The organism is Streptomyces chartreusis, from assembly GCF_008704715.1.
Lineage (GTDB): Bacteria > Actinomycetota > Actinomycetes > Streptomycetales > Streptomycetaceae > Streptomyces > Streptomyces chartreusis.
In genome coordinates this window covers 2,363,773-2,390,349 of record NZ_CP023689.1, presented here as the reverse complement: position 1 = coordinate 2,390,349, position 26,577 = coordinate 2,363,773, and the positions used below count along the sequence as shown (strand labels likewise).

The 26,577-nt window shown below is 71.4% G+C and carries 21 protein-coding genes and 1 pseudogene; 7 read left to right on the top strand and 15 right to left on the bottom strand.

What is annotated here, in order from left to right:
• Nucleotides 1–91: 91 nt before the first annotated feature.
• From CP983_RS09995 to CP983_RS09980, 4 genes are all read left to right on the top strand, one after another.
• Nucleotides 92–2,767: an ATP/GTP-binding protein gene (locus tag CP983_RS09995; RefSeq protein ID WP_150499349.1), complete on the top strand. Its 2,676-nt coding sequence runs from the start codon at nucleotides 92–94 to the stop codon at nucleotides 2,765–2,767.
• A 124-nt stretch (nucleotides 2,768–2,891) separates the two neighbouring features.
• Nucleotides 2,892–4,070 (top strand): ABC transporter ATP-binding protein, encoded by a 1,179-nt coding sequence (locus CP983_RS09990; protein ID WP_150499348.1) that lies wholly within the window; start codon nucleotides 2,892–2,894, stop codon nucleotides 4,068–4,070.
• The gene (locus tag CP983_RS09985; RefSeq protein WP_150499347.1) at nucleotides 4,067–4,780 is read left to right on the top strand and encodes an ABC transporter permease; all 714 of its coding nucleotides are present in this window, start codon (nucleotides 4,067–4,069) and stop codon (nucleotides 4,778–4,780) included. The genes CP983_RS09990 and CP983_RS09985 overlap by 4 nt, the downstream gene beginning before the upstream one ends.
• A complete protein-coding gene (locus tag CP983_RS09980; RefSeq protein WP_150499346.1) occupies nucleotides 4,777–5,445 on the top strand; it encodes an ABC transporter permease in 669 nt (222 codons plus the stop codon). The genes CP983_RS09985 and CP983_RS09980 overlap by 4 nt, the downstream gene beginning before the upstream one ends.
• A 107-nt stretch (nucleotides 5,446–5,552) precedes the next feature.
• On the opposite strand, the gene CP983_RS09975 is transcribed toward CP983_RS09980, so the two are convergent.
• The 4 genes from CP983_RS09975 to CP983_RS09960 are packed head-to-tail and all read right to left on the bottom strand — an operon-like array spanning nucleotide 5,553 to nucleotide 9,528.
• On the bottom strand, nucleotides 5,553–6,080 hold the full coding sequence (locus CP983_RS09975) for a GTP-binding protein (protein WP_229914724.1): 528 nt from the start codon (nucleotides 6,078–6,080) through the stop codon (nucleotides 5,553–5,555).
• A gap of 34 nt (nucleotides 6,081–6,114) precedes the next feature.
• Nucleotides 6,115–6,540: a DUF742 domain-containing protein gene (locus CP983_RS09970; protein WP_107907706.1), complete on the bottom strand. Its 426-nt coding sequence runs from the start codon at nucleotides 6,538–6,540 to the stop codon at nucleotides 6,115–6,117.
• Between the two features lie 19 nt (nucleotides 6,541–6,559).
• Nucleotides 6,560–7,036 carry a roadblock/LC7 domain-containing protein gene (locus CP983_RS09965; RefSeq protein WP_030961655.1) on the bottom strand — a complete coding sequence of 159 codons (477 nt, stop codon included), beginning with the start codon at nucleotides 7,034–7,036 and terminating at the stop codon, nucleotides 6,560–6,562.
• On the bottom strand, nucleotides 7,033–9,528 hold the full coding sequence (locus CP983_RS09960; RefSeq protein WP_150499345.1) for an ATP-binding protein: 2,496 nt from the start codon (nucleotides 9,526–9,528) through the stop codon (nucleotides 7,033–7,035). The genes CP983_RS09965 and CP983_RS09960 overlap by 4 nt, the downstream gene beginning before the upstream one ends.
• A 307-nt stretch (nucleotides 9,529–9,835) precedes the next feature.
• On the opposite strand from CP983_RS09960, the gene CP983_RS09955 reads away from it, so the two are divergent.
• Nucleotides 9,836–10,795 carry an ABC transporter substrate-binding protein gene (locus tag CP983_RS09955; RefSeq protein WP_150499344.1) on the top strand — a complete coding sequence of 320 codons (960 nt, stop codon included), beginning with the start codon at nucleotides 9,836–9,838 and terminating at the stop codon, nucleotides 10,793–10,795.
• A gap of 58 nt (nucleotides 10,796–10,853) precedes the next feature.
• Here the strand turns inward: CP983_RS09955 and CP983_RS09950 are convergent, their stop codons facing one another.
• From CP983_RS09950 to CP983_RS09925, 6 genes and pseudogenes are all read right to left on the bottom strand, one after another.
• On the bottom strand, nucleotides 10,854–12,233 hold the full coding sequence (locus tag CP983_RS09950) for a glycoside hydrolase family 43 protein (RefSeq protein WP_150499343.1): 1,380 nt from the start codon (nucleotides 12,231–12,233) through the stop codon (nucleotides 10,854–10,856).
• 118 nt (nucleotides 12,234–12,351) lie between these two features.
• Nucleotides 12,352–13,299, bottom strand: coding sequence for an ROK family protein (locus CP983_RS09945; RefSeq protein ID WP_229914678.1), 948 nt, complete (start codon nucleotides 13,297–13,299; stop codon nucleotides 12,352–12,354).
• Nucleotides 13,296–14,924: a dipeptide ABC transporter ATP-binding protein gene (locus CP983_RS09940; protein ID WP_150499342.1), complete on the bottom strand. Its 1,629-nt coding sequence runs from the start codon at nucleotides 14,922–14,924 to the stop codon at nucleotides 13,296–13,298. The genes CP983_RS09945 and CP983_RS09940 overlap by 4 nt, the downstream gene beginning before the upstream one ends.
• Nucleotides 14,921–15,736, bottom strand: a pseudogene (locus CP983_RS09935) (ABC transporter permease); the annotation flags it as partial. The pseudogene CP983_RS09935 and the gene CP983_RS09940, both read right to left, overlap by 4 nt.
• A gap of 65 nt (nucleotides 15,737–15,801) precedes the next feature.
• Nucleotides 15,802–16,761 (bottom strand): ABC transporter permease, encoded by a 960-nt coding sequence (locus CP983_RS09930; RefSeq protein ID WP_150499340.1) that lies wholly within the window; start codon nucleotides 16,759–16,761, stop codon nucleotides 15,802–15,804.
• Between the two features lie 3 nt (nucleotides 16,762–16,764).
• Nucleotides 16,765–18,522 carry a peptide ABC transporter substrate-binding protein gene (locus tag CP983_RS09925; RefSeq protein WP_150499339.1) on the bottom strand — a complete coding sequence of 586 codons (1,758 nt, stop codon included), beginning with the start codon at nucleotides 18,520–18,522 and terminating at the stop codon, nucleotides 16,765–16,767.
• A gap of 173 nt (nucleotides 18,523–18,695) precedes the next feature.
• Here CP983_RS09925 and CP983_RS09920 point away from each other — a divergent pair, with 173 nt between their 5' ends.
• Together CP983_RS09920 and CP983_RS09915 are read left to right on the top strand one after the other, a co-directional pair.
• Nucleotides 18,696–19,859: an ROK family transcriptional regulator gene (locus CP983_RS09920; RefSeq protein WP_150499338.1), complete on the top strand. Its 1,164-nt coding sequence runs from the start codon at nucleotides 18,696–18,698 to the stop codon at nucleotides 19,857–19,859.
• Nucleotides 19,860–19,907: 48 nt separating this feature from the next.
• Complete coding sequence (locus CP983_RS09915; protein WP_150499337.1) at nucleotides 19,908–21,416, top strand: M81 family metallopeptidase; 1,509 nt, start codon at nucleotides 19,908–19,910, stop codon at nucleotides 21,414–21,416.
• Here CP983_RS09915 and CP983_RS09910 read toward each other — a convergent pair.
• The 5 genes from CP983_RS09910 to CP983_RS09890 form a co-directional block, all read right to left on the bottom strand.
• Nucleotides 21,404–21,991, bottom strand: a complete 588-nt coding sequence (locus tag CP983_RS09910) for a GTP-binding protein (RefSeq protein WP_107907716.1) — start codon at nucleotides 21,989–21,991, stop codon at nucleotides 21,404–21,406. The two genes, CP983_RS09915 and CP983_RS09910, sit on opposite strands and share 13 nt — an antisense overlap.
• Complete coding sequence (locus CP983_RS09905) at nucleotides 21,978–22,358, bottom strand: DUF742 domain-containing protein (RefSeq protein ID WP_176575067.1); 381 nt, start codon at nucleotides 22,356–22,358, stop codon at nucleotides 21,978–21,980. Before CP983_RS09905 ends, CP983_RS09910 begins: the two co-directional genes overlap by 14 nt.
• On the bottom strand, nucleotides 22,339–22,758 hold the full coding sequence (locus CP983_RS09900; protein ID WP_030961072.1) for a roadblock/LC7 domain-containing protein: 420 nt from the start codon (nucleotides 22,756–22,758) through the stop codon (nucleotides 22,339–22,341). Before CP983_RS09900 ends, CP983_RS09905 begins: the two co-directional genes overlap by 20 nt.
• A gap of 11 nt (nucleotides 22,759–22,769) precedes the next feature.
• The gene (locus tag CP983_RS09895) at nucleotides 22,770–25,166 is read right to left on the bottom strand and encodes a sensor histidine kinase (RefSeq protein WP_150499336.1); all 2,397 of its coding nucleotides are present in this window, start codon (nucleotides 25,164–25,166) and stop codon (nucleotides 22,770–22,772) included.
• 191 nt (nucleotides 25,167–25,357) lie between these two features.
• Entirely contained in the window at nucleotides 25,358–26,353 is a 996-nt protein-coding gene (locus CP983_RS09890) for a substrate-binding domain-containing protein (RefSeq protein WP_150499335.1), read from the bottom strand.
• Nucleotides 26,354–26,577 lie beyond the last annotated feature (224 nt).

Sequence of the window (26,577 nt, the reverse complement as noted above, 5' to 3'; positions counted from 1 at the left end):
AACACGCAGAGTTCTTGTGGAATGGCCGATTCCGCTATGGGGTGCTCGGTTGCCCGCACATAAAATCCGGGTATACCCGGGGGGAGTGTCGGTGGGCGGACGGGATCTTCGTGCGCTGTTCGGTTCGAATGATCGGGGAATCCAGGTCGAGGAGCACTTCACCAACCGTCAGGAGCAGTGGGAGGCCGTCACCGACGCCCTCGCCGGGCATGTGCGGACAGTGGCCGCACCCGGCTTCGACGTGGAGGACCTGGAGGCGCCGCGTGACAACGTTCTCGTGTTCCACGGCGTCGGCGGCATAGGGAAGTCGACCCTGTCCCGGAAGGTGGAGGCCGCCCTCGCTCACGGCGAGCACCGGCCCACCCAGTGGGGCGAACCCGTCCGGGTGACCGGTCGCGTCCTGCCGGTGCGGATCGACCTCGCCCGTTCGGCGGGCACCGACTTCGAGCGCGTGGTCCTCACCGTCAGGCTCGCCCTCGCCGAGCTCGGCCGCCCGCTGCCCGCCTTCGACCTGGCGCTGCGCCGCTACTGGGACCACGTCCACCCCGGCGAGTCCCTGGAGGAGTTCCTGCGCCGCGGCGGGCTCGGCCGGCGCTTCGGCAAGGCAGTGCCGCAGCAGATGCAGTCGGCGCTGGCCGACATCGCCCAGGCGGTGCTGCTGCCCGGCACGGTCGGCGCGGTCGTCGGGCAGGTCACCGGCAGCGTCGTCCGCGCACTGCGGGACCACCGCGCCTCCGTACGGGCGCTCGCGGGCTGCTCCCGGCTGGCCGACCTGCTGGAGGCCGAGCCCGACCTGGACGCCCTCTCCTACTACACCCACCTGCTCGCCTGGGAGCTCGCGCGGCTGCCCGCGGGCAGGGCGGTCCTGCCGGTGATCCTGCTGGACACCTTCGAGGACGTCGGCGACCGCGTCCACCGCGACCTGGAACGACTTCTCCAGCGCGTCGTATGGCTCATGCCCAACGCCTTCTTCGTCGTCACCGGACGCAGCCGGCTGCAATGGGCCGAGGAAGCCCTGCACGGCCAGCTCGACTGGACCGGGCCCACGGCCTGGCCAGGCCTGGCCGTGCCCAGCGGGCCCGCGGCGGAGGCCGCCTCGGCGGGACCGTCCCCGCGCCGGCAGATCCTCATCGGCGACTTCTCCGCCGAGGACTGCGACGACTACCTGGCCCGCCGGCTCACCCGCGACGGCACCCCCGTCATCGCACCCGACGTCCGCGCGGTCGTCACCGCACGCTCGCACGGCCTCCCGCTCCACCTCGACCTCGCCGTCCAGCGGTTCCTGGCGATCCGGCGCAGCGGGCGCGAGCCCGGCCCCGCCGACTTCGACGTCGACTTCCCGGCCCTGATCAGCCGCACCCTCAGCGACCTCACACCCGACGAGCGCCATGTGCTGCGCTCGGTGTCCCTGCTGGACAACTTCGACGTGCCCCTGGCCGCCAGGGCCGCCGGGATGACGTACGACGCGGCGGCGCTGCGCCTCGTGGAGCGCCCGTTCGTGCGCACCGATCCGCACGCGGTGTGGCCGTACCACCTGCACGCGGTGATCCGCTCCACCATCCGCACGGCCGACGACCGGGCGGACGACCGCTGGTCCGCCGGGGACTGGGCGCGCGCGGCGGCCCGCGCCTTCGACGCGATCGGCGAACGCCGGGCGGCCGCCGCCGACGGGGACCGCGACCTGCTCGTCAACTGTCTGCGCCAAGGGCTGCGTCTGGCCCGGGACTTCGGTCTCGACCTGGGGTGGCTGGCCGAAGCGGCCTGGAGCTATGTCGGCGACTCCGTGTGGGAACCGCTCGCCCCGCCAGGTCCGGCGCACGGGACCGCGCCGCGCACGGCGGCCGACGCCCTGGTGGAGACCCTCGGCGCGCTCGGCCGCCGTCAGCACGAGCACCGCGAGTCCACGGTCGCCCGGCTCACCGCGGTCGTCGAGTCGGGGCTGCTGCCGCCCGAACTGCGGGACATGGCCGTCTACTACCGGGCCAAGGCCGAGCGGGACCTCGGCCGGTCGGACGACTCCCGGCACGGCATGTGCCTCGTCGCCGACGGCGGCGGACGGCTGGCACCCGCGGCCCGGCGCGGACTCGCCCACCTGGCGCGGCTCGCCGGTGACTTCCCCACCGCGCTGCGCACCGCCGGCACCCTCGGCTGGGCCGGCCGCCATCACCGGATCCTCGGCGACGTGTGGTGGGTGCAGGGCGACATGGCGCGCGCCGCGCGGTCCTACGAGGCGGCGCGCGAGGAGGCCGAGCAGCACGCGGTCGCCGGGGAACGCGCCACCGCCCAGGCCCAGCGGGCCTTCACACTGGCCTTCGCCGACCCCGCCGTCGCCGAGGACGAACTCGTCCTCGCCCAGCAGCTGCTCACCGGCCTCGACCTGCGGGCGACCCGCCTCACCACCCGTATCGCCGCCCTCGTGCGCGACGCCGGCGCGGCGGCCGCCGGGCTGGAGGACCGGGCGCGTGTGCTGCGCGCCGAGGCCGAGGTCTCCGGGATCACGGCGGCCCGGCTGACCCTCGAACTCGCCCTGGGCTTCCACCACGCCGTCCTGGACGACCGGGACCGGCTCACCGCCTCCCTCGGACGCCTGCGCGACCTGGTCGCGGGCGACTACGCCTACTACCCGGACCTGGTGTGCTTCATGGCCGGCCGGCCCCTGCCCGACGGCCGGCCGTCCCGGGCCCGCTGGATCGACGGGGAGGAGACCACCCGTGCCCGCTGGCGCGCGCTGGTCACCGTCCGCCGCGCCCACCTGCGCGGCATCTGACAGGGCCGGTGCAGCCGTTCGAATTTCTGCAACACAAGCGGTCTAGACTCGACCAGCGACGGCCTGTGTGAATGGCCGGAACGGAACGGTCAGTCTCCGCCAATTCCGAAGGATATTCGGCGTTTTGATACGGATAGATTCAGTCACCAAGCGCTACCCGGACGGCACGGTGGCGGTCGACCGGCTCTCGCTGGAGATACCCGACCGCTCGATCACCGTTCTCGTCGGGCCCTCGGGCTGCGGCAAGACGACCACCCTGCGGATGATCAACCGGATGGTCGAGCCCAGCGAGGGCACGATCCTCCTCGACGACGTGGACATACAGCAGCAGCCGGTCAACACCCTGCGCCGGTCCATGGGATACGTCATCCAGAACGCCGGTCTCTTCCAGCACCGCACGATCCTCGACAACATCGCCACCGTGCCCCGCATGCTCGGCTGGGGCAAGGAGAAGGCCCGCTCCCGGGCCCGCGAGCTGATGGAGCGGGTCGGCCTCGACGGCACCCTCGCCAAGCGGTACCCGTACCAGCTCTCCGGCGGCCAGCAGCAGCGCGTCGGCGTGGCACGGGCCCTCGCGGCCGATCCGCCGGTGCTGCTCATGGACGAGCCGTTCTCGGCCGTCGACCCCGTGGTGCGCAAGGGACTCCAGGACGAACTGCTGCGCATCCAGGAGGAGCTCGGCAAGACCATCGTCTTCGTCACCCACGACATCGACGAGGCCGTCAAGCTCGGCACGATGGTCGCCGTGATGCGCACCGGCGGCAAACTCGCCCAGTTCGCGCCGCCCGCCGAACTGCTCTCCCACCCCGCCGACGCGTTCGTCGAGGACTTCCTCGGCGCCGACCGCGGCATCCGGCGGCTGTCCTTCTTCCCCGCCGCCGGCCTCGACCTGCTCACCGGGCCCGTCGTGGCGATCGACGCCACGGCCGAGCGGATCGCCGCGCACGACACGACCGAGGCCCCCTACCTCCTCGTCACGGACCCCGACGGCAAGCCGCTCGGCTGGAGCGAGCCGGGGGACCTGACCGCCGGATCCGTCGAGACGGATCAACTCCTGCCTCACGGGCGGCCGTTCGCCCCCGGCACCGACTCGCTGCGCGCCGCACTGGACTGCGCCGTGCTCTCGCCCACCGGCTGGGCCGTCGCGGTGGACGCCGACGGCCGGGCCACCGGGGTCGTCTCCCAGCAGACCATCGCCGAGGCCATCCGGGGCGCCCATGCCGAGGGCGGGGCACGTGACGCCGACGGCGGCGGCTCCGACGGACGGGGCGAGGGCCGTACGGACGTGAAGGTCGCCGGATGAACTGGGACCGCTTCTTCGACATCCCCAGCGACCTCCAGCACAGCTGGCTCGGACTGGTCGGGCTGCATCTGCGCGAGGCCCTGCTGCCGGTCCTCGCCGGACTGCTGATCTCGCTGCCGCTGGCCCAGCTGTGCGTGCGGTTCCGCTGGCTGTACCCGCCGGTGCTGTGGGTCACGACCGTGCTGTACGCCATCCCCTCGCTGGCCTTCTTCGTCCTGCTCATCGACTACACCGGCCAGACCGAGCTCACGGTGATGATCCCGCTCACCGTCTACAGCCTCGTCGTCCTGGTCCCGGCGATCGTCGACGGCGTCCGCTCGGTCCCCCAGGAGACCCTCGCCGCCGCCACGGCCATGGGCTTCGGCCCCGTACGCCGCTACGTCCAGGTGCAGTTGCCGATCGCGGTGCCGGCGATCGTCGCCGGGCTGCGCGTGGCGACCGTGTCCAGCATCAGCCTCGTCAGCGTCGGTGCCCTCATCGGCAACCAGGGCGCGCTCGGCAACATGATCAACGACGCGAACATCTACAACCGGCCCGAACTCGCCCTGAACGCCGTGCTCAGCATGGCCGTCCTGGCGATCCTCGCCGACGCGCTGCTGGTCGCCGTACGCGTACTGCTGACGCCGTGGATGCCGCGCCGCTCGCGTCCGACAACGAAGGCCGACCGGCCCGAACCGGCCGCCGCAGCCCTGGAGGACGCAGCCCGGTGAACCTGTTCCACTTCATCAGTGACTTCTTCAACGACAGCGCCCACTGGCAGGGCTACGACGGCATTCCCACGCGCGTGGGCGAGCACATCCAGTACACCCTCCAGGCGCTCGGCATCGCCGCCCTGATCGCGCTGCCGGTCGGCCTGGTCACCGGGCACTACGGACGCGGCGGCAACGCCCTCGCCTTCATCGCCGTCGCCGGGCGGGCCCTGCCCACCTTCGGCCTGCTGGTGCTGATGACGCTGCTGGTGGGCTTCGGCATGGTCAACGTGATGACCCCGCTGGTCATCCTCGCCGTCCCGCCGATCCTCGTCACCACGTACGAGGCGATGCGCTCCGTCGACCCGTCGCCGGTGGACGCGGCCCGGGGCATGGGCATGGGCGAGTTGGGGGTCCTCTTCCAGGTCGAGGTGCCGGCCGCGCTCCCCCTGATCCTCAGCGGCCTGCGCTCCGCGGCCATCCAGATCGTCTCGACGGCCACCATCGCCGCGTACGTGGCCCTGGGCGGCCTCGGCCGCTACATCGTCGACGGCCTCTACCAGCGCAACTACGAGAAGGTGGTGGGCGGCGCCACCCTCGTCGCGGGCCTGGCCCTGGTGACCCTGGGCGTCTTCTGGGCAGCGGGCCGCTTCGCGGTGTCGCCGGGGGTACGCAGGCGGGCCTGAGCGGGCCCGACGGATCCAGCTGCGGCCGGGCAACGCCCCCAGGGGCGCGGGGAACTGCGCGACCAGCCACGACGGCGCCGCGGCCGAGGACTCGCCCCTGCACCCCGTCAGGCGCCCGTGCGGGCCAGTGCCAGTTCCAGTACGACCAGCAGAGCGTCCCGTACCGAGCCGCGTTCCCGGGCGTCGAAGACGACGACCGGGACGCCCTCGGTGACGTCGAGGGCCCAGCGGATCTCCTCCATGGTGTGCTCGACCTTGCCGTCGAAGGCGTTGGCGGCCACCGCGAAGGGGATGCCCCGGTGCTCGAAGTAGTCGACGGCCGCGTAGCAGTCGTCCAGGCGCCGGGTGTCGACGATGACCAGCCCGCCGACCGCGCCCTCGACGATGTCGTCCCACATGAACCCGAACCGCTCCTGGCCGGGCGTGCCGAACAGATACAGCTTCAGCGTCGGGTCGATGGTGAGGCAGCCGAAGTCCATGGCCACGGTGGTCGTGGTCTTCAGCGGGGTGTGCGTGAGGTCGTCCACGCCCGCCGCGACCTCCGTGATGGCGGCCTCGGTGGTCAGCGGCTCGATCTCGGAGATCGCGCCCACGGCGGTGGTCTTGCCCACGCCGAAGCCGCCCGAGATCACCATCTTGACCGGCAACGGCGGTCGTACGGTCGCCGGTTCAGTCGCTGTCACTCAGAACCCCTCGTGCGTCGGGGATGGCGCGCAGGCCGTCGATGACCCTGCGCAGGACGGATGCGTCGTGGACGACGCCGGAGTCGGGCACGTGCACCGTCAGGTGCCCCGCCGCGCGCAGGTCCTCGGCGAGGACGCGCACCACGTTCAGATGCAGCCGCAGCCGGGCCGCGATCTCCGCGAGGGACTGCGGGATCCGGCACACGGCGACGATGTCGTGCTGTTCGAAGGAGAGCCGGTCGAGCGCGTCGAGCCCCTCGGCGGTGGCCACCACCTGGGTCTCCACGGGCAGCGACGGGCCGTCGCCGCCGTCCGCCACCCGGCCGGCGGTGAGCAGGAACGGCCGCACGGCGGAGGCGAAGCCGGCCGGGTCCGGACCGCTGGGTCGCGGTGGTGGGGTGCCGTCCGCCATGGCGTTGTCCGTTCCCGGGTCAGCGACCCGACGCGGCGCCGACGCTGTTCTTCAGCTCCAGCACGAGCTGCGGGCTGAGAGCGGCACCGGCGCGGTTGGCGAACACGGTCATCTCGTAGGCGATGTTGCCCAGCTTGGCCTCCTTGTCGGCGACCACGCCGAGCACGGCGCCGCTGCCGATCGCGGAGACCAGGACATGGCCGCCCTCCAGGTCGATGATGACCTTGTTCAGGCCGCCGAGGCCGTAGTTGCCGGAGGCTCCGGCGGCCAGGCTCGTGATGCCCGAGACGATCGCGGCGAGCCGCTCGGAGTCGGCCTGCTCACGCAGCTCGGACACGGCGATGAGGAGTCCGTCGGAGGAGACGGCGATGGCGTCCACGACGCCGGCCGTCTCCTTCGCGAAGCGGTTCAGCAGCCAGGTGAAGTCGGCTGCGGCGGCCTTCAGTTCGGCCGGCGTGGCGCCTTCCGCCGGGGTGCCACCTGTCGACGTGCTCACTGCTGCGCTCCTTCCGGGAGGCCGTTCTGGTCGTGCGTGCGGGGGGTCGTGCTCGGGACGGCCCGATCCTCATGGCCGCCGTTGTCGTTGCTGTCGCGGTTCGCCCGCTCGACGGCCGCCTCGAACTCCTCGAGCGCGGCCCGCACCTCGTCCGCGTCCACGGTCGGCGCGGCCTGCCGCGACACCGGACGCTCGGCGGTGTCGACTCCCGTCGTGCGCAGGGTCGCACCTCGGACCCGGCGCCGCAGCGGCCGGGCCCCGGCGGCCACCGGCGTCCCGTTCGCAGCGGGCTCCGGCGCGGACTCCCGCGGGGACACCCGGCGGGGGAGGCGCCGCGGACTGTCGGAGTCGCCGTCGTCGTCCGGTGCGGCGTCCACCTCGGCGGCGGGCGAGGGCACGGGCCCGGTGGGCGTCACGGCAGAAGCGGCCGCAGCGGCAGGAGCCGTAGGAGAGACAGGAGCGGCAGGGGCGTCGTCCGCCGCCTCCGGCGTCTTCGCGGCCGCGGCGACCGCGGTCAGCGCCGCCGTCGCCGTCGCCCCCGTCGTACTGCCCGTCACCAGCAGCGAGGACGGCACCGTCACCTCGGCCGTCACGCCGCCGCCCGGGGTGCGCGACAGGGCGACCGTGATCTCCCAGCGGCGGGCCAGCGTACCGACCACGAACAGACCGAGGACCTTCGTCGGTACGACGTCCAGCCGCTCGCGGCGGATCAGGCGCGCGTTCTCCTCGTCGAGCCGCTCGGGGCTCATGCCGAGACCGTGGTCGGCGACCACGACGACCGCGTCGTCGCCGGAGAGGGACACCGACACCTCGACCGGGCTGCCCTCCGGCGAGAACGACACCGCGTTCTCCAGGAGTTCGGCCATCATCAGCGTCAGGTCGCCGATGACCTCCGGCTCCACCCTGACCTCGGTCCGCGCACGCATCTCCACGCGCTGATAGCCCTCGATCTGGCCGAGCGAGGCACGTACGACGTTGGTGAGCGAGGTCGGACCGGCGTCGAGGACGGCCTCGTGGATGCCGGCGAGCAGCATCAGGCTGTCGGCGTTGCGGCGCAGCCGGACCGCGATGTGGTCGATGGAGTACAGCCGCTCCAGCAGCGCGGGGTCCGTCTCGCCCCGTTCCACCGCGTCGATCAGGGCGAGCTGCCGGGTGGTGAGGTTGCTGACCCGGCGGCCCACGTTGCCGAACATCTCGGCGACGTTGCGCCGGCTGAGCACCTGCCGCTCCAGCAGCGCGGCGGCCGTGGTCTGCACCTGGTTGAACGCCTCGGCGAGTTCACCGATCTCGTCGCGGGCCGTCACCGGCATCTCGCGCAGCCGCGGCGGACCGTCGTCCTCGGCGTCGTCGTCGGCCACCCGGGCCAGCTCGCGCTCGGCGACGTCGGCGACCTCCCGCGCGGCGCCCGTGAGGGCCTGCACCGGGCGGACCACCGAGCGGCGCACCAGCATCGCGAGGACCAGCCAGACGGCGAAGCCGAGCAGGGCCGAACCGAGCAGCAGCACCGCGCGCCAGGCGGCCGAGTCGGAGGCGCTGTCCGCCTCGTCGGCGAGCTGGTGGATGAGCGAGGTGGTGATCGCCAGCCGGGTCTTCGCCTGGTCGCGGTAGGCGCCGTAGGAGTCCAGCGCCGCCGCGAGCGAGCTGCGGATCTCGGCGGGCGAATCGCCCTGCAAGGAGCCGGGGTCGATCTGGAGGTCGGTGTACTGGCGGCTGATGATGCTCTGCGCCGCCGTGTACTTGATGCCGTCGAGCTGCGCGGTCTGCGACTCGGTCGCGAACCTGGCGAAACGTTCTGCCTGATGCGTGTACTCGTCGTAGGAGCCGATGGCTCCGATGAACTCGATGAGCGCGTTGGAGTCACCGGTCGACGCGGAGAAGACGCCGGTCTCGAAGGCGCTGTGGGCCGCGCCCGCGCGCAGCAGCGAGTCGAGGAGGTTGCCGGTGAACGTGGTGGCGAGGTCGGGATTGCGGTCCAGACCCAGACCGTCGATGAGCCCGTTGGCGGCGTGCGTGTAGGCCGGGTCGATGTTGCTGGCCGGCAGATAGCTCTGCTCGACGGTGTCCCGCAGGCTGTTCAGTCCCGTGACGCTCTTGAGGGCCTGCGCCTCGGTGTCGGGCAGCCGGTCCCCGAAGGTGTCGCGCACCCGCTGGACCTGGGAGTCCACCATGGTCTGGGCGGTGCGGTAGGCGGCGGACGAGGGCTCGTCGCCGTCGGAGGCCTCGTGCCGTACGGAGAGCAGGATCGCCTGCTGGTGCTCGGCGGCCAGCCGGTCCACCAGCGTGGCGACCTCGGCGCTCTCCCGCACCAGCCGGGCGGCGTCCGAGGCGTCGCGCGACTGCATCGTCTGCTCGGCGATGAGGTAGGCGAGCAGCACGGCGACCACGGCCAGCGGCACCCGGACGAGCAGGTTCAGCTTGCGTCTGAAGGGCCAGCGGTCGGCGAAGTCGCGTATACGACGCGGGCGCGATGCGCCCTCCTCGTTCGTGGACACCGAGTTGCCTCCTTCGTGGGCGTCGCACGGCGCGCGAGGTCTCACGTGACCGCTGTTGTTCGAAGTGAACCGGCTTTGTCCGGGGGACAGTACCGCCCTTTGAATGCCGTGACCGGAACTGTACGTCAAGAATCCGTTACAGCCCCCTGCACCCCAACCGTCCCGCCTTCACATCACGGCACAACTGCCCGTTACCTTCCATTTTTTGAGGCCAATCGGTGACCTGACCGGTCTTGACTGACCGAGAACCGGCTGGATTGGATCAGTGGAAGAGTTCTCCCAACCCCCTGAATCCGGAACGGGAACCGTGACTTTCACCGCTTCACGCAGCAGGTCCTCCCTCAGGAACCATCCCGGCGCGGCCGCGGTCGCGCTCGCCGCAACGGCGGCGCTGCTGGCGGGATGTTCCTCCTCCGACGACAAGTCCGACCCTCTCGCCGGGGACGGGGCGAGCGGCGACACCGTCGTCGTCGGCTCCAACAACTTCGCCGAGAGCATCCTGCTCGCCGACATCTACGGCGAGGCCCTCAAGGCCAAGGGCATCAAGGTCACCTACAAGCCCAACATCGGCAGCCGTGAGACGACGTACGGCCTGCTCAAGAACGGTTCCATCACCGTTCTGCCCGAGTACAACGGCTCGCTGCTCGCCTACCTCGACGCGAAGGCCGAGCAGACCTCGGCCGACGGCGTGAACGAGGCGGTCAAGGGCAAGCTGGACGCCAAGCTGACGCTGCTGGAGTCCTCGCCGGCCGAGGACAAGGACTCCGTCAGCATCAACGCGGAGACGGCGAAGAAGCACAAGCTCACCGCCGACTCCAGCCTCGAGGACCTCAAGGACATCGCTCCGGACCTGGTCATCGGCGGCTCGCCGGAGTTCCAGACCCGGCAGCAGGGTCTGAAGGGCCTGGAGTCCGAGTACGGCCTGAAGTTCAAGTCGTTCAAGGCGCTGGACGCGGGCGGCCCGCTGACCCAGGCGGCGCTGACGAAGAACGCCGTGCAGGCCGCGGACATCTTCACGACCGACCCGACCATCACCAAGGAGGGCTTCGTCGTCCTGAAGGACCCGAAGAACCTCTTCGGCTTCGCGAACGTGACCCCGCTCGTCTACAAGAGCGGTCTGTCCAAGGAGGGCGTGGACGCGCTCAACGCGGTCTCCGCCAAGCTCGACACCAAGACCCTCCTGGACCTGGACTCCCAGGTCCAGCTGGAGAACAAGGACCCGCTGGACGTGGCCAAGGCCTGGCTGAAGACGGCCGGCCTCGGCTGACGTACGGCAGCTCTCGCGGGGTTGTGACGGGACGCCCGTCACAACCCCGCTGTGCTGTTCAGTGACCGACCTGGAAGGTGGCGTCCTGGCGCTCGGTAGCCGTCGAGACGGGGTCGATGCGCAGGGCGTAGTTCGCGTGCCTCATGTAGCGCGTCGGGTTGTTGTACGAGCGGAACGACGCCCAGGAGGCGTCCGCGAGCCCGGCCGTGCGGTGGAAGGTCGCGTCCGCGGCGAACGTCGACGTGCCGTCGTTCTCGTCCAGGCGCAGGGCGTAGTCGTAGTGGCGCAGATAACGGGCGGGGTAGTTGACCGACTGGAACGAGACGCCGGAGGAGTCGGCGAGCCCCGGTACCAGCTTCCACTGCGAGTCGGGGAACGGGTCGAAGGGGTACTCGTCGATCCGCCCGGCGAATCCGCTGTGCCGGACGTAGCGCGCCGGGTAGTTGTAGGACTTCAGCCGGTTCCAGGCCGGGGCGCCCCACTTGGCGATCAGGTTGCTGTACTCGGTCGAGGTGATCGGGTGGATGCCGCAGTGCTTGGAGTTGAGCGGCTGGGTATAGAGCCGCTGGTCGAGGGCCGTCCAGGTGCCGGCGGCCAGGTCGCTCGTCTGCCAGACGTAGAACACGCCGTTCGGGGTGTACGTGTCTCCCCACAGGTACCAGTTGTTGCCCGTCAGGGACTTGACCACGGTGGGAGCCTCGGTGCCGCCGTGGTTCACCGCCGTGCTGAACGGGGTGAAGCTGCCGGGGTTCAGGGTCGTCGAGCGGGCGCCGACGAGGGTCCCCTCGCGCTTGAAGTAGAGGTGGTTGACGCCGTTCACGCCGACGGTGAGGTTGCCGTCGATGACGTCGTAGCCGGGGTCGAAGAAGACCTGCGGGTCGGTCGTCGTGCGGAAGTCGGTCGTGTAGCTGACCATGATGACGTTGTGGCCGCTGCTGTTCACCGACGAGTAGAGGATGCCGTACCGGCCGCGTGAGGCGTCCCAGTAGGCCTCCGGCGCCCAGCTGTGCGTGCCGGTCATGTCGTGCAGCTTCACCAGCCGGTACCCGGTGAAGGTGCGCAGGTCGGCGGAGTCCCAGACGTGGATGTACACGCTGGTGCGGGTCCAGTCGGTGCCGCTCAGGTCGGTCGCGAGGACGACGAACGTCCCGTCCTGCTTGCGCAGCACGAAGGGGTCGCGCAGACCGCCGGCGCCCAGGGTGGGGGTGGCGACGGGCGCGTTCTGGTTGAGCGGCGTCCACCGCAGGCCGTCGGTGCTGACGGCCAGGTGGAGGTTGTAGTTCGCCTCCAGCATGGTGTTGGACTCGGTGAAGTAGACCATCGCGTACGCCGAGTCGGCGGCGTGCGCGGTCCCGGCACCGAGGGCCAGGGCGCCGGTCGCGGCGAGCGGGACGGTGGCTGCCATGCCGAGTACGTCTCTGCGGGACGGGTGGGCCATGTGCTCTCCAGGGGGGTGCGGGCCTTCTGGCCGGGTCACTGAATGGCCGGTATATCGAACGGAGTTCGGTGAATCGACCAGAAGGTAGGAGAGCGCCGAGGTCGCGTCAATCACACGGTCACGCTTGGCGGATTCCCGCCACCCGGTCCGTCACGGGCCCGAGTTCGGCACGCGCGCGTGCCGCCGCCCCGATCGCCACCGCATCGACGCCGAGTCCGGCCGGCCGCACACCGATCGGGTGGCCGCTGACGGGCGGCTCGGCGGTCAGCGCGGCGTGGATCGAGTGCTCCAGCAGGGCCCAGGAGCGGCTCACACCTCCGCCGACGACCACCGTGGTGACGTCCAGCAGCCCGGCCGTCACGAGCAGGGCGCGGGCCACGGCGGCACCCGCCTCCGCGTACACGCCGACCGCGTCACCGTCGCCCGAGGCCGCTGCCTCGGCGACCTCCCTCGCGGTGAGCGGGACACCGGCGCGGTCGGCGTACCGGGCGGCGATCGCCCGGCCGGAGGCCAGGGTCTCCAGGTGTCCGCGCCCGCCGCAGGTGCACGGCAGATCGCCGAAGCCGGGCACGTGCCCGATCTCGCCCGCCGCGCCGTGCGGGCCGTCGTACAGCCGCCCGTCGAGCCACAGCGCCCCGCCGACACCGGTGCCCAGAGTCATCCCGAGCACATGCGGAGCGCCCGCCGCCGAACCGGCCGTCGCCTCACCGCGCAGGAACGCGTTGACGTCGTTGTCCAGGAACGCCGGCACACCCAGCGCCTCCTCGACCGCCGCCGTCACCGCGAACCCCGCCCAGCCCCGGAACGAGTCGCTGGCCACCAGCACCCGCCCGGCCCGCGCGTCCACCACGCCCGCCGCCCCCACCCCGACGCCGAGCAGCCGCGCGGGCGTACGGCCGAGCAGCAGCCGTACGGCATCGAGCGCGGCGCCGACCATCGCCGCGCCGCCGTCCGCCGCCGGGGTGGGCACGCCGGCGCGGTCCAGGACACCGAGAGCCGGATCGCACAGCACCACCTGGGTCGTCGTACCGCCGATGTCGACACCGGCCAGCACCGCACGCGTCACGCGCCGGCCCCCGTCCCGAGAGCCGCCCGGCTTTCCCGGCGTCGCCGTTGCAGCACCGGATCCGGCACGGGTACGGCCGCGATGAGGCGGCGCGTGTACTCGGTCTCCGGGTGCAGCAGCGTCGCCATGGTCGGCCCCTGTTCCTCGATCCGGCCGTCCCGCAGGACGACGACCCGGCGTGCGAACTCCTGGACGACGGCCAGGTCGTGGGAGACGAGCAGACAGGCGAACCCCAGCTCGCGCTGCAACTCGGCGATCACCTCCAGCACGGTCCGCTGCACACTCACGTCCAGCGCGCTCGTCGGCTCGTCCGCGACCAGCAGCCGGGGCCGCAGCACCAGCGCCCGCGCGAGGCTCACCCGCTGACGCTGGCCGCCGGACAGCTCACGCGGCCCGCGGTTCGCCAACTCCTGCGGCAGCCGCACGAGTTCCAGCACCTCGGCGACCCTGGCCCGCCGCTCGGCGGACGTCATGCCCCGCCGGTGCACCCTGAGCGGCTCGGCGACGCACTCCGCCACACTCATCCGCGCGTCCAGCGAGGCCACCGGATCCTGGAGCACCACACCGACACCGGACAGCAGGGCACGGCGCGCCCGGCCCCGGGCACGCCCGAGGTCGGTGCCGAACAGCGACACCGAGCCGGCGGCGGGCGCGACGAGTCCGAGCGCGACCCTGGCGGCCGTCGACTTGCCCGACCCGGACTCGCCCACGAGTCCGACGGTGTCGCCGGGCCGGACGTCGAAGGAGACACCGTCGAGGGCCCGGACCCGCCCGAACCGCACGGACACATCGCTCAGTCGCACCACAGGGGGCTCCTGCGTCGCGGGGGCGTCCGTGCCGCTGAGCCGCAGCCGGGGCACCGCCGACAGCAGGCCTCGCGTGTACTCGTGCCGAGGCCGCAGCAGCACGTCCTCCACGGTCCCCGTCTCCACGATCTCGCCGCGCAGCATCACGGCGACCCGGTCCGCGAAGTCGGCGACCACGCCCATGTTGTGCGTGACCAGCAGGACGCCCGTGCCGGAGTCGGCCGCCAGCCGGCGCAGCAGATCCAGGATCTCGGCCTGCACCGTCACGTCGAGCGCCGTGGTCGGCTCGTCGGCGACCAACAGGGCCGGTGAGTTGGCGATCGCCATGGCGATGACGACCCGCTGCCGCTGCCCGCCCGACAACTGGAAGGGAAAGGCCGAGGCCCGCCGCTCGGGCTCGGGGATCCCGACGCGCCGCAAGAGGTCGACCGCGACTCGGGCGGCCTCGGACCGCGAGAGCCTGCGGTGGTTCCGTACGACCTCGGCGATCTGGGAGCCGACCCGGGTCAGCGGATCGAGGGCGGCTGCCGGCTCCTGGAAGACCATGGAGGCGGTACGGCCCCGCAGCCGGGCCAGCGCGGCCTCCGGCGCGCCCACCACGTCGGTGCCGTCGACCGTCACCCGCCCCGAGGCCCGTGCGTTGCCCGGCAGCAGCCCCATCGTCGCGAGCGCCACCGTCGACTTGCCGGACCCCGACTCACCCACCAGGGCCAGCGTCTCGCCCGGCCGTACGCGCAGCGACACCTCGCGCACGGCCGGCACGTCACCGGTGTCGGTGGAGAAGGTCACGCCCAGGTCGGCGATCTCCAGGATGTTCATCCGCGTCCCTTCACGTCGAAGGCGTCGCGCAACCCGTCGCCGATCGCGTTGAACGCGCACACGACGAGGATGATGGCGAGGCCCGGCGGAACGATCAGCCACCAGCGTCCGGAGTACGCCGCCGTCAGACCGGCGGACAGCATGCCGCCCCAGTCCGTCTTCGGCGGCTGGACGCCCAGCCCGAGATACGACACGTACGCGACGAGCAGGATCGCGTCGGCGATCTGGAAGGTGGCCGCCACGACGATCGTCGACACCGAGTTCGGCAGGATGTGCCGTCGGATCGCCCGCCCGTGGGTGCCGCCGGTCGCCCGCAGGGTCAGCACGTAGTCCCGGTTCTTGAGCGTGAGCGTCTCCGCCCGCACCAGCCGGGACGGCACCAGCCAGGACACCAGACCGAGGATCACGATCAGCCCGAACGTGCCCGGCGAGGTGATCGCGGAGACCACCAGCAGGATGAACAGGGCGGGGATCGCGATCCCGGCGTCCACGACCCGCATCATCACCGCGTCCACCCAGCCGCCCGCGTACCCCGCCACGGCACCCCACAGCGTCCCGATGACGGTCGCCAGCACCCCGGCCGTCAGCCCGACGAGCAGCGAGACCTGCCCGCCGTACATGAGCCGCCCGAGCTGGTCGTGCCCGACGGCGTCGGTACCGAGCCAATGGGAGCCGCTGGGCGGGAGGTTGACCTGGGTGAGGTCGGTGTGGGTCTGGTCGGTGGAGTAGAGGAGCGGACCGACGAAGCAGAAGAGGAGGAAGAGCCCCACGACCGATACGCCGGCCAAGGCAAGCTTGTTGCGCGCGAAGCGCGCTTTAAGGGGCGCGGGGAACTGCGCGACAAGCCCCCACCGGCCCGCAGTCTCAACACGACCACTCACACCCGCCCCTCCTTCACCCGAGGATCAACAACCCGCTGCACCACATCCGCGAGCAGCGTCCCCACCACCGTCGCCACGGAGATGACGAGCACGCACCCCAGCAGCACCGGATAGTCGGACGACTGCGCGGCGGACCAGAACAGCAGCCCCATCCCGGGGTAGTTGAAGAGCTGCTCGACCACCAACGCCCCACCGAACAGCACCGGCACGTAGTACCCGAGCATCGCCACCACCGGCGTCAGGGAGTTGCGGAACACATGCCGGAACAGGACCGCGTACTGCCCGGCACCGCCGGCGCGCGCCGTGCGCACATAGTCCTCGGACAGGTTCTCCAGCGTCGCCGCCCGCATGTACCGGCTGAACACGGCCACCATCGACGCGGCGCCCGTCACCACCGGCAGCACGAGGGCCGCCGGATCCGCGAACACCTGCGCCAGGGTGTCCCCCTGGGGCGCCTGGGAGGGGAACCAGCGCAGGGTCTGCGTGAAGACCAGCACCAGGATCAGACCGAGGAAGTACACCGGCGTCGAGTACGCCACGAAGCTCAGCGTGGTGATGACGTAGTCGGCCGGCCTGTTGCGCCGCACCGCCTGCCACATCCCGAGCGGAACAGCCAGCAGCAGCCCCGCCAGCGCGGACAGCAGGGTCAGCACCAGCGTCTTCGGCAGCCGTTGCTCGATCAGCCGGGAGACCGCCTCGTTGAGCGTGTACGACGTCCCGAGGTCACCCTGCGCCAACTCGCGCAGGTAGTAGACGTACTGGACGGGCAGCGGCCGATCGAGCCCCTGCTCGTGGTTGAACGCGGCGATCTGCTGGGCCGTGGCCTGCGGGCCGAGGATCCCGCGTGCGGGTCCTCCGGGCAGCGCGTGCAGCAGGCAGAAGACCACGATCGTGACGATCAGGATCACCGCGAGGGCCTGGAGGAACCGGCGGACGAGATACAGGAGCGTGTCCATGCGTCAGCCGGTCCACTTCCACTGCGCCGGGTGGAAGTTGGCGAGCGAGTCCTGGGCGAAGCCGCCGAGGCCCTTGCGGACGACCGAGATCTGATAGACGGGCTCCGGCAGCCAGATCACCGGCAGGTCCTCGGCGAGGGCGGCGCTGTAGTCCTGCACGGCCTTCGTCGAACTCGACGTCGTGGAGGCGGAGATGAGCTTGTCGACCGCCGGGTCGGAGTAGTTGCCGAAGTTCGAGCCGCCGCCGGACTGGAACAGCGAGTCACCGGTCGGGAAGGCGGGGAAGTACCAGCTGCCCGCCGTGCCGAAGAACGACAACTGCCACTTGCAGAGCGGCTGGTCCGCCTCGCACTGCGGGGTCTGCGCCAGCACGGAGTTGACGGGCGCGGTCTTGATCGTGAACTTGATGCCGGTCTTCGCCAGCGAGGACTGGATCGCGCTCATCATGTTGTCGGTGACCGTGGACCCGGACTGCGACAGCACCCGCATCTCGAACTTCGTGCCCTCGGCGACTCCCGCACCGCACCGGTCGGCTCCGGTACCGGGGTCCGTACAGGTCATGACCCCGCCGCGCTCGGTCCAGCCGTGGCCGGTCAGCAGCTCCCGGGCGGCCGTCGTGGAGAACGGGTAAGGGTTGTCCTTCTGCGCCCGCGAGACGAAGTCGGACGCCTGTCCCTGCGGGACCGGGCCGTAGCCCGCGACCGCCGTGCCGTTGAAGACGACCTCGGCGAGAGATTTCTGGTCGATGGAACGCTGGACGGCCTGACGGGCGTACAGCTGCTTGAACACGGCGCCCATCGCCGGGTTGTTGAAGTTGTACGGCATGTAGGTGATCGCCCAGCCGGACCACGGCTTCACCTCGTACCCCTGCGCGGTGAAGCTGTCCTTCTGATCGAGGTCGGTCGCCTCGATGTAGCCGTAGTCGACCGTGCCGGAGCGCAGGGCGTTCTTCTCGGCCTCCGCCGTGGTGAAGGGGAGCAGGTTCACCGTCGGGACGGCCGGCTTCTCACCGCCGTCGTACTTCTTGTTGGCGGTGAGCACGACCTTGCCGGCCGTCGAGTACGACTTGACCGCGTACGGCCCGCTGATGGTCTTCCACAGCGCGTTCTTCTCGTAGCCGGCGATGTTCTTCGCGGCGTCGTTGAGGTCCTTCCACACCTGCCTCGCGTCGCCGCCCCTGTCCCAGACGTGCCGGGGGAGCGGGGTGATGGAGCTCAGCTCGTTGGCCAGCATCCACTGCGGGTTGTAGGCCTTGTCGAAGGTGATCGTGAAGTGGCGGTCGTCCTCGGCCTCGAAGGAGGTCCAGTTGTCCGGCGCCTGACCGGGGTTGTATCCCGCCCACTCCTTCTTGTTCGCCTTGATCAGGTCGAACCAGAATTGGACGTCACCGGAGGTGATCGGCTTGCCGTCGCTCCAGTGCCGGTCGCCCAGGGTGATCCGCACGCTTCTGTTGCCGGGCGCGAAGTCGGCGGCGGTGGCGACCGAACCGGCTTTGTTCCAGCCGATCTCGCCGGTGGAGCCGTCGTAGGCGATGAGCGGCTCCCACAGCGTGTTCGCGATGGAGATGTTGTTGGTGTTCAGATGCGCCGCGGTACCGATCGGCAGGATCCAGTTCGGCGTGAAGTTCGCGGGCAGCGCGTAGTTGATGGAGTCGCGTGATCCGGACGACGCGCCGCTGCTCCCGGAGCAGCCCGCGAGCAGCAGCGTGCCGGCGGACAGGGCCGCGGCACCGGCGAGGAGTCTTGTGCGAGCAGGGGACATGGCTCTCCTCAGGGGACAGAAGCGAGGTGCAGTCAGTGAAAGCCCCGACTGTTCGAAGAAACAGGAGTGCCGCTGTAAAAAGTATGTTTCTGCTGATCTGGAAATAGCCGGGCGAGGTCTCCGTGGGCCTAATCTCGCTGTCCCGGCCATAGGAGACGGAAGTAACTTCGTCCATGACTGAAAAAAGTGGGTCGTTGACCCGGCGCATCCTCGAACTCCTCGCCTCCGGGCAGGCGTCCACCCGCACGGAACTGTCCGAACTGCTCGGCGCCGCGCCGTCGACGGTGTCGTTCGCGGTGGGCAAGCTGCTGGACTACGGCCTGGTCACCGAGGAGGGCACCCTGTCGTCGAACGGCGGCAGGCCGCGCAAGGTCCTCCGGCTCGGCGGCGGCGACGGATACGCCGTGGCGGCCGAACTCGGCGGCAAGCACGCCCATGTCGGCATCGTGCACTCCGGAGGCGGTCTCGCCGACGTCTCCACGGTGCCGTTCGCGACGGCCGACGGCCCCGAGGCCTCCCTGCCCGGCCTGGTCGAGACCCTCCAGGGCCTCGCCGACCGGCACGGCCGGGAACTCCTCAGAGGCGTCGGCCTGTGTCTGCCGGGACCGGTCGACGTCGAGGCGGGCCTGGTGACGCTGCCCGCCCGCATGCCCGGCTGGAACCGCTTCCCCGTACGGGACTGGCTCCAGGAGCGGTTCGGGGTCCCGGTGGCCATCGAGAACGACGCCAACTGCATGGCCGTCGGCGAGCACAGTGTCCGCCCCGCCGCGCAACGCCAGGCGATCATGGTCAAGGCGGGCACCGGCATAGGCGCCGGCGTCATCGCCGACGGCCGCCTCTACCGGGGCGGTTCGGGCGCGGCGGGCGAGATCACCCACGTCCGCGTCGAGGCCGCCCACGACATCCCCTGCTCCTGCGGCAACACCGGATGCCTGGAGACGGTCGCCTCGGGCGCGGCGCTGGTCCGCATCCTGTGCGAGCGCGGCCTGGAGGTGACGTCGACCGAGGACGTCGTACGTCTCGCCGGTGACGCCGACCCCGAGGCCACCCGCGCGGTCCGGCAGGCCGGCCGCTATCTGGGCACGGTGCTCGCCCCCAACGTGAACTTCTTCAATCCGGACGCGGTGTACCTCGGCGGCATCCTCTCCACGCTGGAGCCCTTCGTCGCCGCCGTGCGCAGCCAGTTGTACGAGGGCTGCCACCCCCTGGTCACCGAGCACCTGGTCATCGAGCGGGCCGGCCTCGGCGCCGACGCCGGCCTGGTCGGCGCGGGCCAGTTCGCGCTCCAGCGGGCCCTCGCCCACGCCCTGCACACGGCGACCGGCGCCCACCCCTGACCGACGCCGCCCACGCCCACGCCCGTCCCGTCAGATCCCGGAGGAGCCATGCCCCAGCCCCGTCCCGTCGTCGCGATCGCCGGCCTCGGCATCGAGTCGTCGACCTTCTCCCCGGCCCGCACCGAGGCCCCCGCCTTCCACCCGCTGCGCGGACAGGACGTCCTCACCCGCTACCCGTTCCTGGCCCCGGGAGAGCCGCTGCGGGAAGCCGCCGACTGGCGCGGGGCACTGGTCGGCAAGGCGCTGCCCGGCGGCACGGTGACGGCCGCCGCGTACGCCGAGCTTTCGACGGAACTCATCGACCGGCTCCGGGACCTGGGGCCCCTCGACGGCCTCTGGTTCGACATCCACGGCGCGATGACCGTCGAGGGACTCGACGACGCCGAGGCCGACCTGCTCACCCGCATCCGCGAGGTGATCGGCCCCGACACCCTCGTGTCGACCTCCATGGACCTGCACGGCAACGTCTCCCGCCCGCTCGTCCACCACAGCGACCTGATCACCTGCTACCGCATGGCCCCGCACGAGGACGCCATGGAGACGAAGGAGCGGGCCGCCCGCAACCTCGTGGACCTCCTGGCCGGCGGCGCGCCCCGCCCGGTCAAGGCGTGGGTGCCGGTGCCGGTGCTGCTGGCCGGGGAGCAGACGTCCACCCGTATCGAACCGGCGAGGAGCGTGTACGCGGCCGTGGCCGAGGTGGCGGCGGCCGACGGCGTGACCGACGCCGCCGTCTGGGTCGGGTACGCCTGGGCGGACGAGCCGCGCAACCGTGCCGCGGTCGTGGTCACCGGACCCGACGAGGCCGCCGTCGCCGCGGGCGCCGAGCGGCTCGCCCGCGGATTCTGGGACGCCCGGCACGACTTCGCCTTCGTCGCCCCCACCGGCACCCTCGACGACTGTCTCGACGAGGCCCTCGCCGCCGGCGCCCGGCGCCCGTACTTCATCAGCGACACCGGCGACAATCCGACGGCGGGCGGCGCGGGGGACGTCACATGGGGACTCCAACACGTCCTCGCCCGGCCGGAGTTCAAGGACCCCGCCGGCCCGGTCGTCGTCTACGCCTCCCTGCCGGGGCCGTCCGCGGTCGACGCGGCGGTGCGGGCCGGCGTCGGCGCGATGGTCACCGTCACCGCCGGAGCCGAGGTGGACGGCCGGCACGCCGGGCCGCTCACCATGACCGGCGTGGTCCACTCGGTCCGGCACGGCGACCGGGACGCGGAGACCGAGGCCGTGCTGCGGGTCGGGAGCGTGCACGTGATCCTGACCCGGCTGCGCAAGCCGTACCACCTCGAACGCGACTTCACGGAGCTGGAGTTGGACCCGCGCGCCGCCGATGTCGTGATCGTGAAGATCGGCTATCTGGAGCCCGAGCTCTTCGCCATGGCCGCCGGCTGGAAGATGGCCCTCACCCCGGGCGGTGTCGACCAGGACCTGGTGCGGCTCGGCCACCGGCGCATCCACCGGCCCATGTTCCCCTTCGACCCGGCGATGCCCGACCCGGACCTCACGGCCCGGATCGTCGCGCCCGCGAACCGGCCGCCGGCTCAGTTCGCCTGACGGGCCTGCGCGATCAGCTGGTCGATCAGGGCGATCAGCACGTCCCGGCAGGACTCCCGCTCCCGCGCGTCGCACAGCAGCACCCGTACGTGCTCCGGCAGCGCGAGGGACTCCCTGATCTCCTCGGCCGGGTAGGGGTGTTCGCCGTGGAAGCCGTTCACACCGACGACGAAGGGGATCTCGCGGCGCTCGAAGAAGTCGATCGCCGCGAAGCTGGACTGCGGCCGCCGCACGTCGATCAGGACGACGGCGCCGAGCGCGCCGATCGCCAGGTCGTTCCACATGAACCAGAACCGCTGCTGCCCGGGCGTACCGAACAGATACAGCACCAGCTCCCGGCTGATGGTGATCCGGCCGAAGTCCAGGGCCACGGTCGTCGCGCGTTTCTGCTCGATGCCGTCGAGGTCGTCGACGCCCAGACTCGCGATGGTCAGGGACTCCTCGGTGCGCAGCGGGGCGATCTCGCTGACCGAGCCGACCATGGTCGTCTTCCCGACGCCGAAGCCGCCGGCTATGAGGATCTTGACCGTGTCGGGCGGCGCGTCCGCCTGCACGGTGGTGTCAGAGCCGGCCAAGGCCCTCCCTCACTTTCTGCAACAGGTCCAGGTCCGGGGTACGGGGGGTGACGGGATGCGGGGGGTGAACGGTGATCAGGCCCGCCTCCAGCAGATCGCAGAGCATGATGGCGACCACGCTCACCGGCAGGTCCAGATGGGCCGCGAGCTCCGCCACGGCGATCGGCCGGGCGCAGCGCCGCAGGATCCGCACCTGCTCGGGCTGTGGACGAGGTGCCCGCTCCGGCGGCGGATCCACCGCCGTCACGGTCGTGATCAGGGTGAAGTCGCTGCGGCTGGGCCTGGTCCGCCCCCCGGTCAGCGTGAAGGGACGGACCAGCCGGCCCGCCGGATCGTCTCCGCCCACCTCACGCGCCAGGGCCGACATGGGCCCGCGGTGCCGCCGAGAGGTGCTCGCCGATCTTCTTCACCAGCATGTTCATCTGGTACGCCACCACCCCGACGTCCGCGCCCTGGTTGGTCAGCACGACCAGGTGGGCGCCGGGGCCGGCGGAGGTGAGGATCAGATAGCTGTTGGCCATCTCGATCAGCGCCTGGCGCACCGGCCCGCCCCGGAAGTCCATGCTGACGCCCTTGCTGAGGCTCATCAGGCCGGACGCGGTCGCCGCCAGCCGCTCGGCGTCGTCGCGCAGGAACCCGATCGACTTGCTCACCACCAGGCCGTCCTCGGAGAGCACCACCGCGTGGTTGACGTCGGCGACCCGCTCCACGAGTCCGGTGAGCAACTGGTCGAGCTGGGTGTCCGTGGCTGGAGTGGGGCGTGTCATGGCGGTGTCCTTCATGAGCGGTCGGCGGGCGGGGTGGAGGACGTGGGAGCGGCGGCCGGGGAGGCGGCGGACCCGGCCGCGGGCGGCTCGTCGGGGGTGGCGTCGTCACGCGCCCGACGCGCGGCCGGGACCAGCTGGTCCCCGGCCCCGGGCTCGTCCGGCGCCCCCGCGCCGTCGTCGTCGCGGGCCCGGAGCGTGCCGCGCTGGAAGCCGGCCAGGGAGGAGGCGGCCTGCTCGGCGGTGAAGTCCTCGTCGTGGCCGTTGTGTTCGGCCGGCGCCGACTCCTCGCGCAGCTCGGCCGCCAGGCTGGTCTGCGGCACCCGGCGCGGCAGCGGCGAGAGGCCGTCCCGGCGCGCGCCGGCCTCTGGATCCGCGGCGGTCTCGGTACGGGCCTGCACGACGGGACGGGCCTCCCGTACGGGCTCCTCCGGCTCGGCGGCCCCGGTGTGCTCGACCTCTTCCCGGTCCGGCGCCGGCAGGTCCCGCACCACGACGTCGTGCGGGATCAGCACGATCGCCGTCGTACCGCCGTACGGCGAGGAGCGCAGCGTGACCGTGATGCCGTGCCGCCGCGAGAGCTGGGCGATCACGAACATGCCGAGCCGGAGGTCGTCGGCGAGCGCCACCACGTCGAACTGCGGCGGCTCGGCCAACTGGGCGTTGAACGCCGCGTACTCCTCCTCGGACATGCCGAGGCCGCGGTCCTCGACCTCCACGGCCAGCCCCTTGGCCACCATCGCGGCCCGCACGCCGACCGGCGCCGGGGCGGGGGAGTACAGCGTGGCGTTCTCGATGAGCTCGGCCAGCAGATGGATGACGTCGGCCACCGCGGGCGGCGCGAGATGCACCTCCTCGTCGGTCTGCACCTCCACCCGCCGGTACTCGGCGACCTCGCCGACCGCGCTGCGCAGGATGTCGATCAGCGCTACCGGCTCGCTCCAGGTCCGGCCCGGCCGCTCACCGCTGATGATGACGAGGTTCTCCTCGTAGCGGCGCAGCTGGCTGGCGGTGGAGTCGAGTTCGTACAGGCCCTTGAGGACGTCGGGGTCCTGGTGCGTGCGCTCCAGCGCGTCCAGCTTCGTGAGCTGGAGGTTGACCAGGTTCTGGCTCTGCCGGGCGATGCCCAGGATGATCTTCTGGAAGCCGCGCCGGGTGTCGGCGAGTTCGACGGCGGTGTGCACGGCGGTGCGCTGCGCGGTGTTGAACGCCTTCGCCACCTGCCCGAGTTCGTCACGGCCGTAGTCCAGCGGCGGTGTCGCCAGCTCCACGTCGACCTTCTCGCCCCGCTCCAGCCGGGCCACCACGTCGGGCAGCCGCTCCTGGGCGAGCCCCAGGGTGGCCTCGCGCAGGCCGTGCAGCCGCCGGGACAGCGAGCGGGTGATCCGCCACGACATCCCCACGCACAGCAGCAGCGCGATCAGCCCGCCCGCGCTCAGCGACGCGGCCTTGATCAGCAGTCCGCGCGCCTCGTCGCCGCTGCGCTGGAGCAGTCCGGTCGTCTGCTGCTTGATCAGCACCGAGTACTCCTCGGTGACCCCGGTCAGCGCGGCCCGCCACTCCTTCTGGGAGTCCGGGACGGCGATGGTCCCGTCCTTGCCCGCCGACGCGCGCGCCGCGAGCACCCGGTCCTCGACCTGCTCCAGGGTCCGCCACTGCGCACCGGCCAGGATCCGTTCCGTCTCCGCCTTGGCGGGCCCGGTGAGCGAGGGCAGGATCTGGTCCTCGACGAGCCAGCGCCGGGTGTTCACCAGCTCCGCGAACTCGGTCCACTCCTTCTCGTCCATCCGTCGCGTCGGCGAGGCCAGCGTCAGCAGCGCGTCCTCACGGGACATCAGTTCCGCCGCGTGCTCCAGCGAGACGAGCGGACCGGCCTGCGAGGTGAGGTCCCCGTCGTCGACCTGGGAGAGCTCCTGGAAGGCGTGGATCTGGTCGTCGATGATCGACGTGTACTGCCCCAGCGCCTGTACGGCGGAGATGTCGGAGGGGTTGTCCACCTGGCCCCGGTAGTACTCCAGGCTGCTCACGGACGCGACGACCGAGTACAGCCGGTCCTTCACACGGGCGGGCGCCCGCTGGATCTCGTCCGACTGCGCGAGGAGCTTGGCGACCGCCTTGTCGGTCCTGCCGCGCTGTTCGTCCAGCCCCGTGCGGGCCGAGTCCTGCCGCGTGGCGAGCCATACGGCGGAGTAGCTGCGCTCCCGCTGGAGGGCGAGCGTGGCCTCGGTGCCCATGGCCCCCGTCGACTTGCTCAGCCCGGTCTGGGACCGCAGCCCCAGGCCCTCCGAGAACATCTGGATCGTCGTCACGCTCCAGATGGCGGCGAGCGTGACGCTGGGCACCAGCGCCAGCAGGATCAGGGAGAGACGGATGGAGCCGAGGCGGCGCCGGGGACCTGTCCGTGGAGACATTGTCGTCCTAGGGCGATCAGCGGAGGGCGGGCGGGGTCAGCGCGAAGGAACAGGGGGACGGGAGGACGGACGTCAGGGGTGACTGCGTGTCCGGCACGTCACAAGGGGTGCGCAGGATGCTATCCGTACAAGTGACCGTACGCGTCATGCGGGACCCATTCTTTGGCGACACCGTCGGGGGAACTGTCCGCTCAGCGGGTTCCGTTGTCGGCGAAATTCGCGACCGAGGCGACGTTCGCCTTCGTGACGAAGGCCGGCCCGGTCAGCACCGGCGCCTCGCCGCCGCCGAGGGTGTTTCCGTTGGTGCGGTAGAGCCAGAGCGAGTCCACCGCGAGATAGCCCTGGAGATAGGGCTGTTGATCCACCGCGAACTGCACGTCCCCGTCCTGGACCGCCTTGACCAGGTCCTTGTTGAGGTCGAAGGTCGCGACGTGGGCCTTGGAGCGGGACTGGTCGACCGACTTCACCGCGGCCAGCGCGAACTGGGCGCCGTTCATGACCACTTCGTCGATGTCCGGGTTCTGCGTCAGCCGGGCCCCGACGGTCGCCGTCACCGCGTCCATGTCGGTGCCGTCCACGTAGAGGTTCTCCGTCTCGCCGCCGAACGCCTTCTTCACGCCCGCGCAGCGCGCCTCCAGGGCGACGTTGCCGCGCTCGTGGATCACACACAGCGCGTGCTTGGCCCTGAGGTCGTCCAGCTTGTCGCCGACGGCGCGGCCGGCGACGCTCTCGTCCTGGCCGAAGTACTCGAGGAGTCCGGCGGACTTCCACTCGTCTATACCTGAGTTGAGGCCGATCACGGGTATGCCGGCCGCCCGGGCCTCGGCGACCGGACCCGCCATCGCCGTCGGCTTGGCGAGGGTCACCGCGATGCCGTCGACCTTCTGCCGGATCGCGTCCCGCATCAGCTCGGCCTGGCTCGCCGGTTCGTCGTCGGCGGCGTAGGTCAGCTCGACGTTGTCCTTGGCGGCCGCGACCTGCGCACCCTTCTGCACCAGCTCCCAGAAGGCGTCGCCCTCGCCGCCGTGCGTGATCAGGGTGATCTTCAGCCGTGCGCCGCCCGCCGTGTCCGCGCCGGACGCGTCGTCGGACCCGCCGACGGCGGAGCAGCCCGCCAGCAGCAGGCAGGCGGCGGCCGGGAGGACGGCGACGCGAACGCGGGCGGGGGAGGGGGGTGGAGTCTTCATGAGGGTGCGGCACCTCGCTGTGCGGCCGAGCCGGAGGAACGAACGGGAGAACGGCCGGCTCCGAACGGGAGGTTCGCCGACCGGGTGAACTCTCGCTGTGGCGGAGCCAATCGCGTGTGACCATCGGTAGTCAAGTGTGCAACCACACCGTGTTATTCGTTGCTGCCACATCGTGATGAACGCTGGCGGGAGGGCGAAGCGGAACCTGGGCCGCCCGTATCGCT

Excerpts from the sequence above, each read along its gene's own strand:
- CP983_RS09900 (WP_030961072.1), bottom strand. The coding sequence starts at position 22,758 with ATGACACGCCCCACTCCAGCCACGGACACCCAGCTCGACCAGTTGCTC.
- CP983_RS09890 (WP_150499335.1), bottom strand. The coding sequence starts at position 26,353 with ATGAAGACTCCACCCCCCTCCCCCGCCCGCGTTCGCGTCGCCGTCCTC.
- CP983_RS09985 (WP_150499347.1), top strand. The coding sequence starts at position 4,067 with ATGAACTGGGACCGCTTCTTCGACATCCCCAGCGACCTCCAGCACAGC.
- CP983_RS09970 (WP_107907706.1), bottom strand. The coding sequence starts at position 6,540 with ATGGCGGACGGCACCCCACCACCGCGACCCAGCGGTCCGGACCCGGCC.
- CP983_RS09940 (WP_150499342.1), bottom strand. The coding sequence starts at position 14,924 with ATGAACATCCTGGAGATCGCCGACCTGGGCGTGACCTTCTCCACCGAC.
- CP983_RS09895 (WP_150499336.1), bottom strand. The coding sequence starts at position 25,166 with ATGTCTCCACGGACAGGTCCCCGGCGCCGCCTCGGCTCCATCCGTCTC.
- CP983_RS09905 (WP_176575067.1), bottom strand. The coding sequence starts at position 22,358 with ATGTCGGCCCTGGCGCGTGAGGTGGGCGGAGACGATCCGGCGGGCCGG.
- CP983_RS09975 (WP_229914724.1), bottom strand. The coding sequence starts at position 6,080 with ATGGTGATCTCGGGCGGCTTCGGCGTGGGCAAGACCACCGCCGTGGGC.
- CP983_RS09925 (WP_150499339.1), bottom strand. The coding sequence starts at position 18,522 with ATGTCCCCTGCTCGCACAAGACTCCTCGCCGGTGCCGCGGCCCTGTCC.
- CP983_RS09915 (WP_150499337.1), top strand. The coding sequence starts at position 19,908 with ATGCCCCAGCCCCGTCCCGTCGTCGCGATCGCCGGCCTCGGCATCGAG.
- CP983_RS09920 (WP_150499338.1), top strand. The coding sequence starts at position 18,696 with ATGACTGAAAAAAGTGGGTCGTTGACCCGGCGCATCCTCGAACTCCTC.
- CP983_RS09930 (WP_150499340.1), bottom strand. The coding sequence starts at position 16,761 with ATGGACACGCTCCTGTATCTCGTCCGCCGGTTCCTCCAGGCCCTCGCG.
- CP983_RS09950 (WP_150499343.1), bottom strand. The coding sequence starts at position 12,233 with ATGGCCCACCCGTCCCGCAGAGACGTACTCGGCATGGCAGCCACCGTC.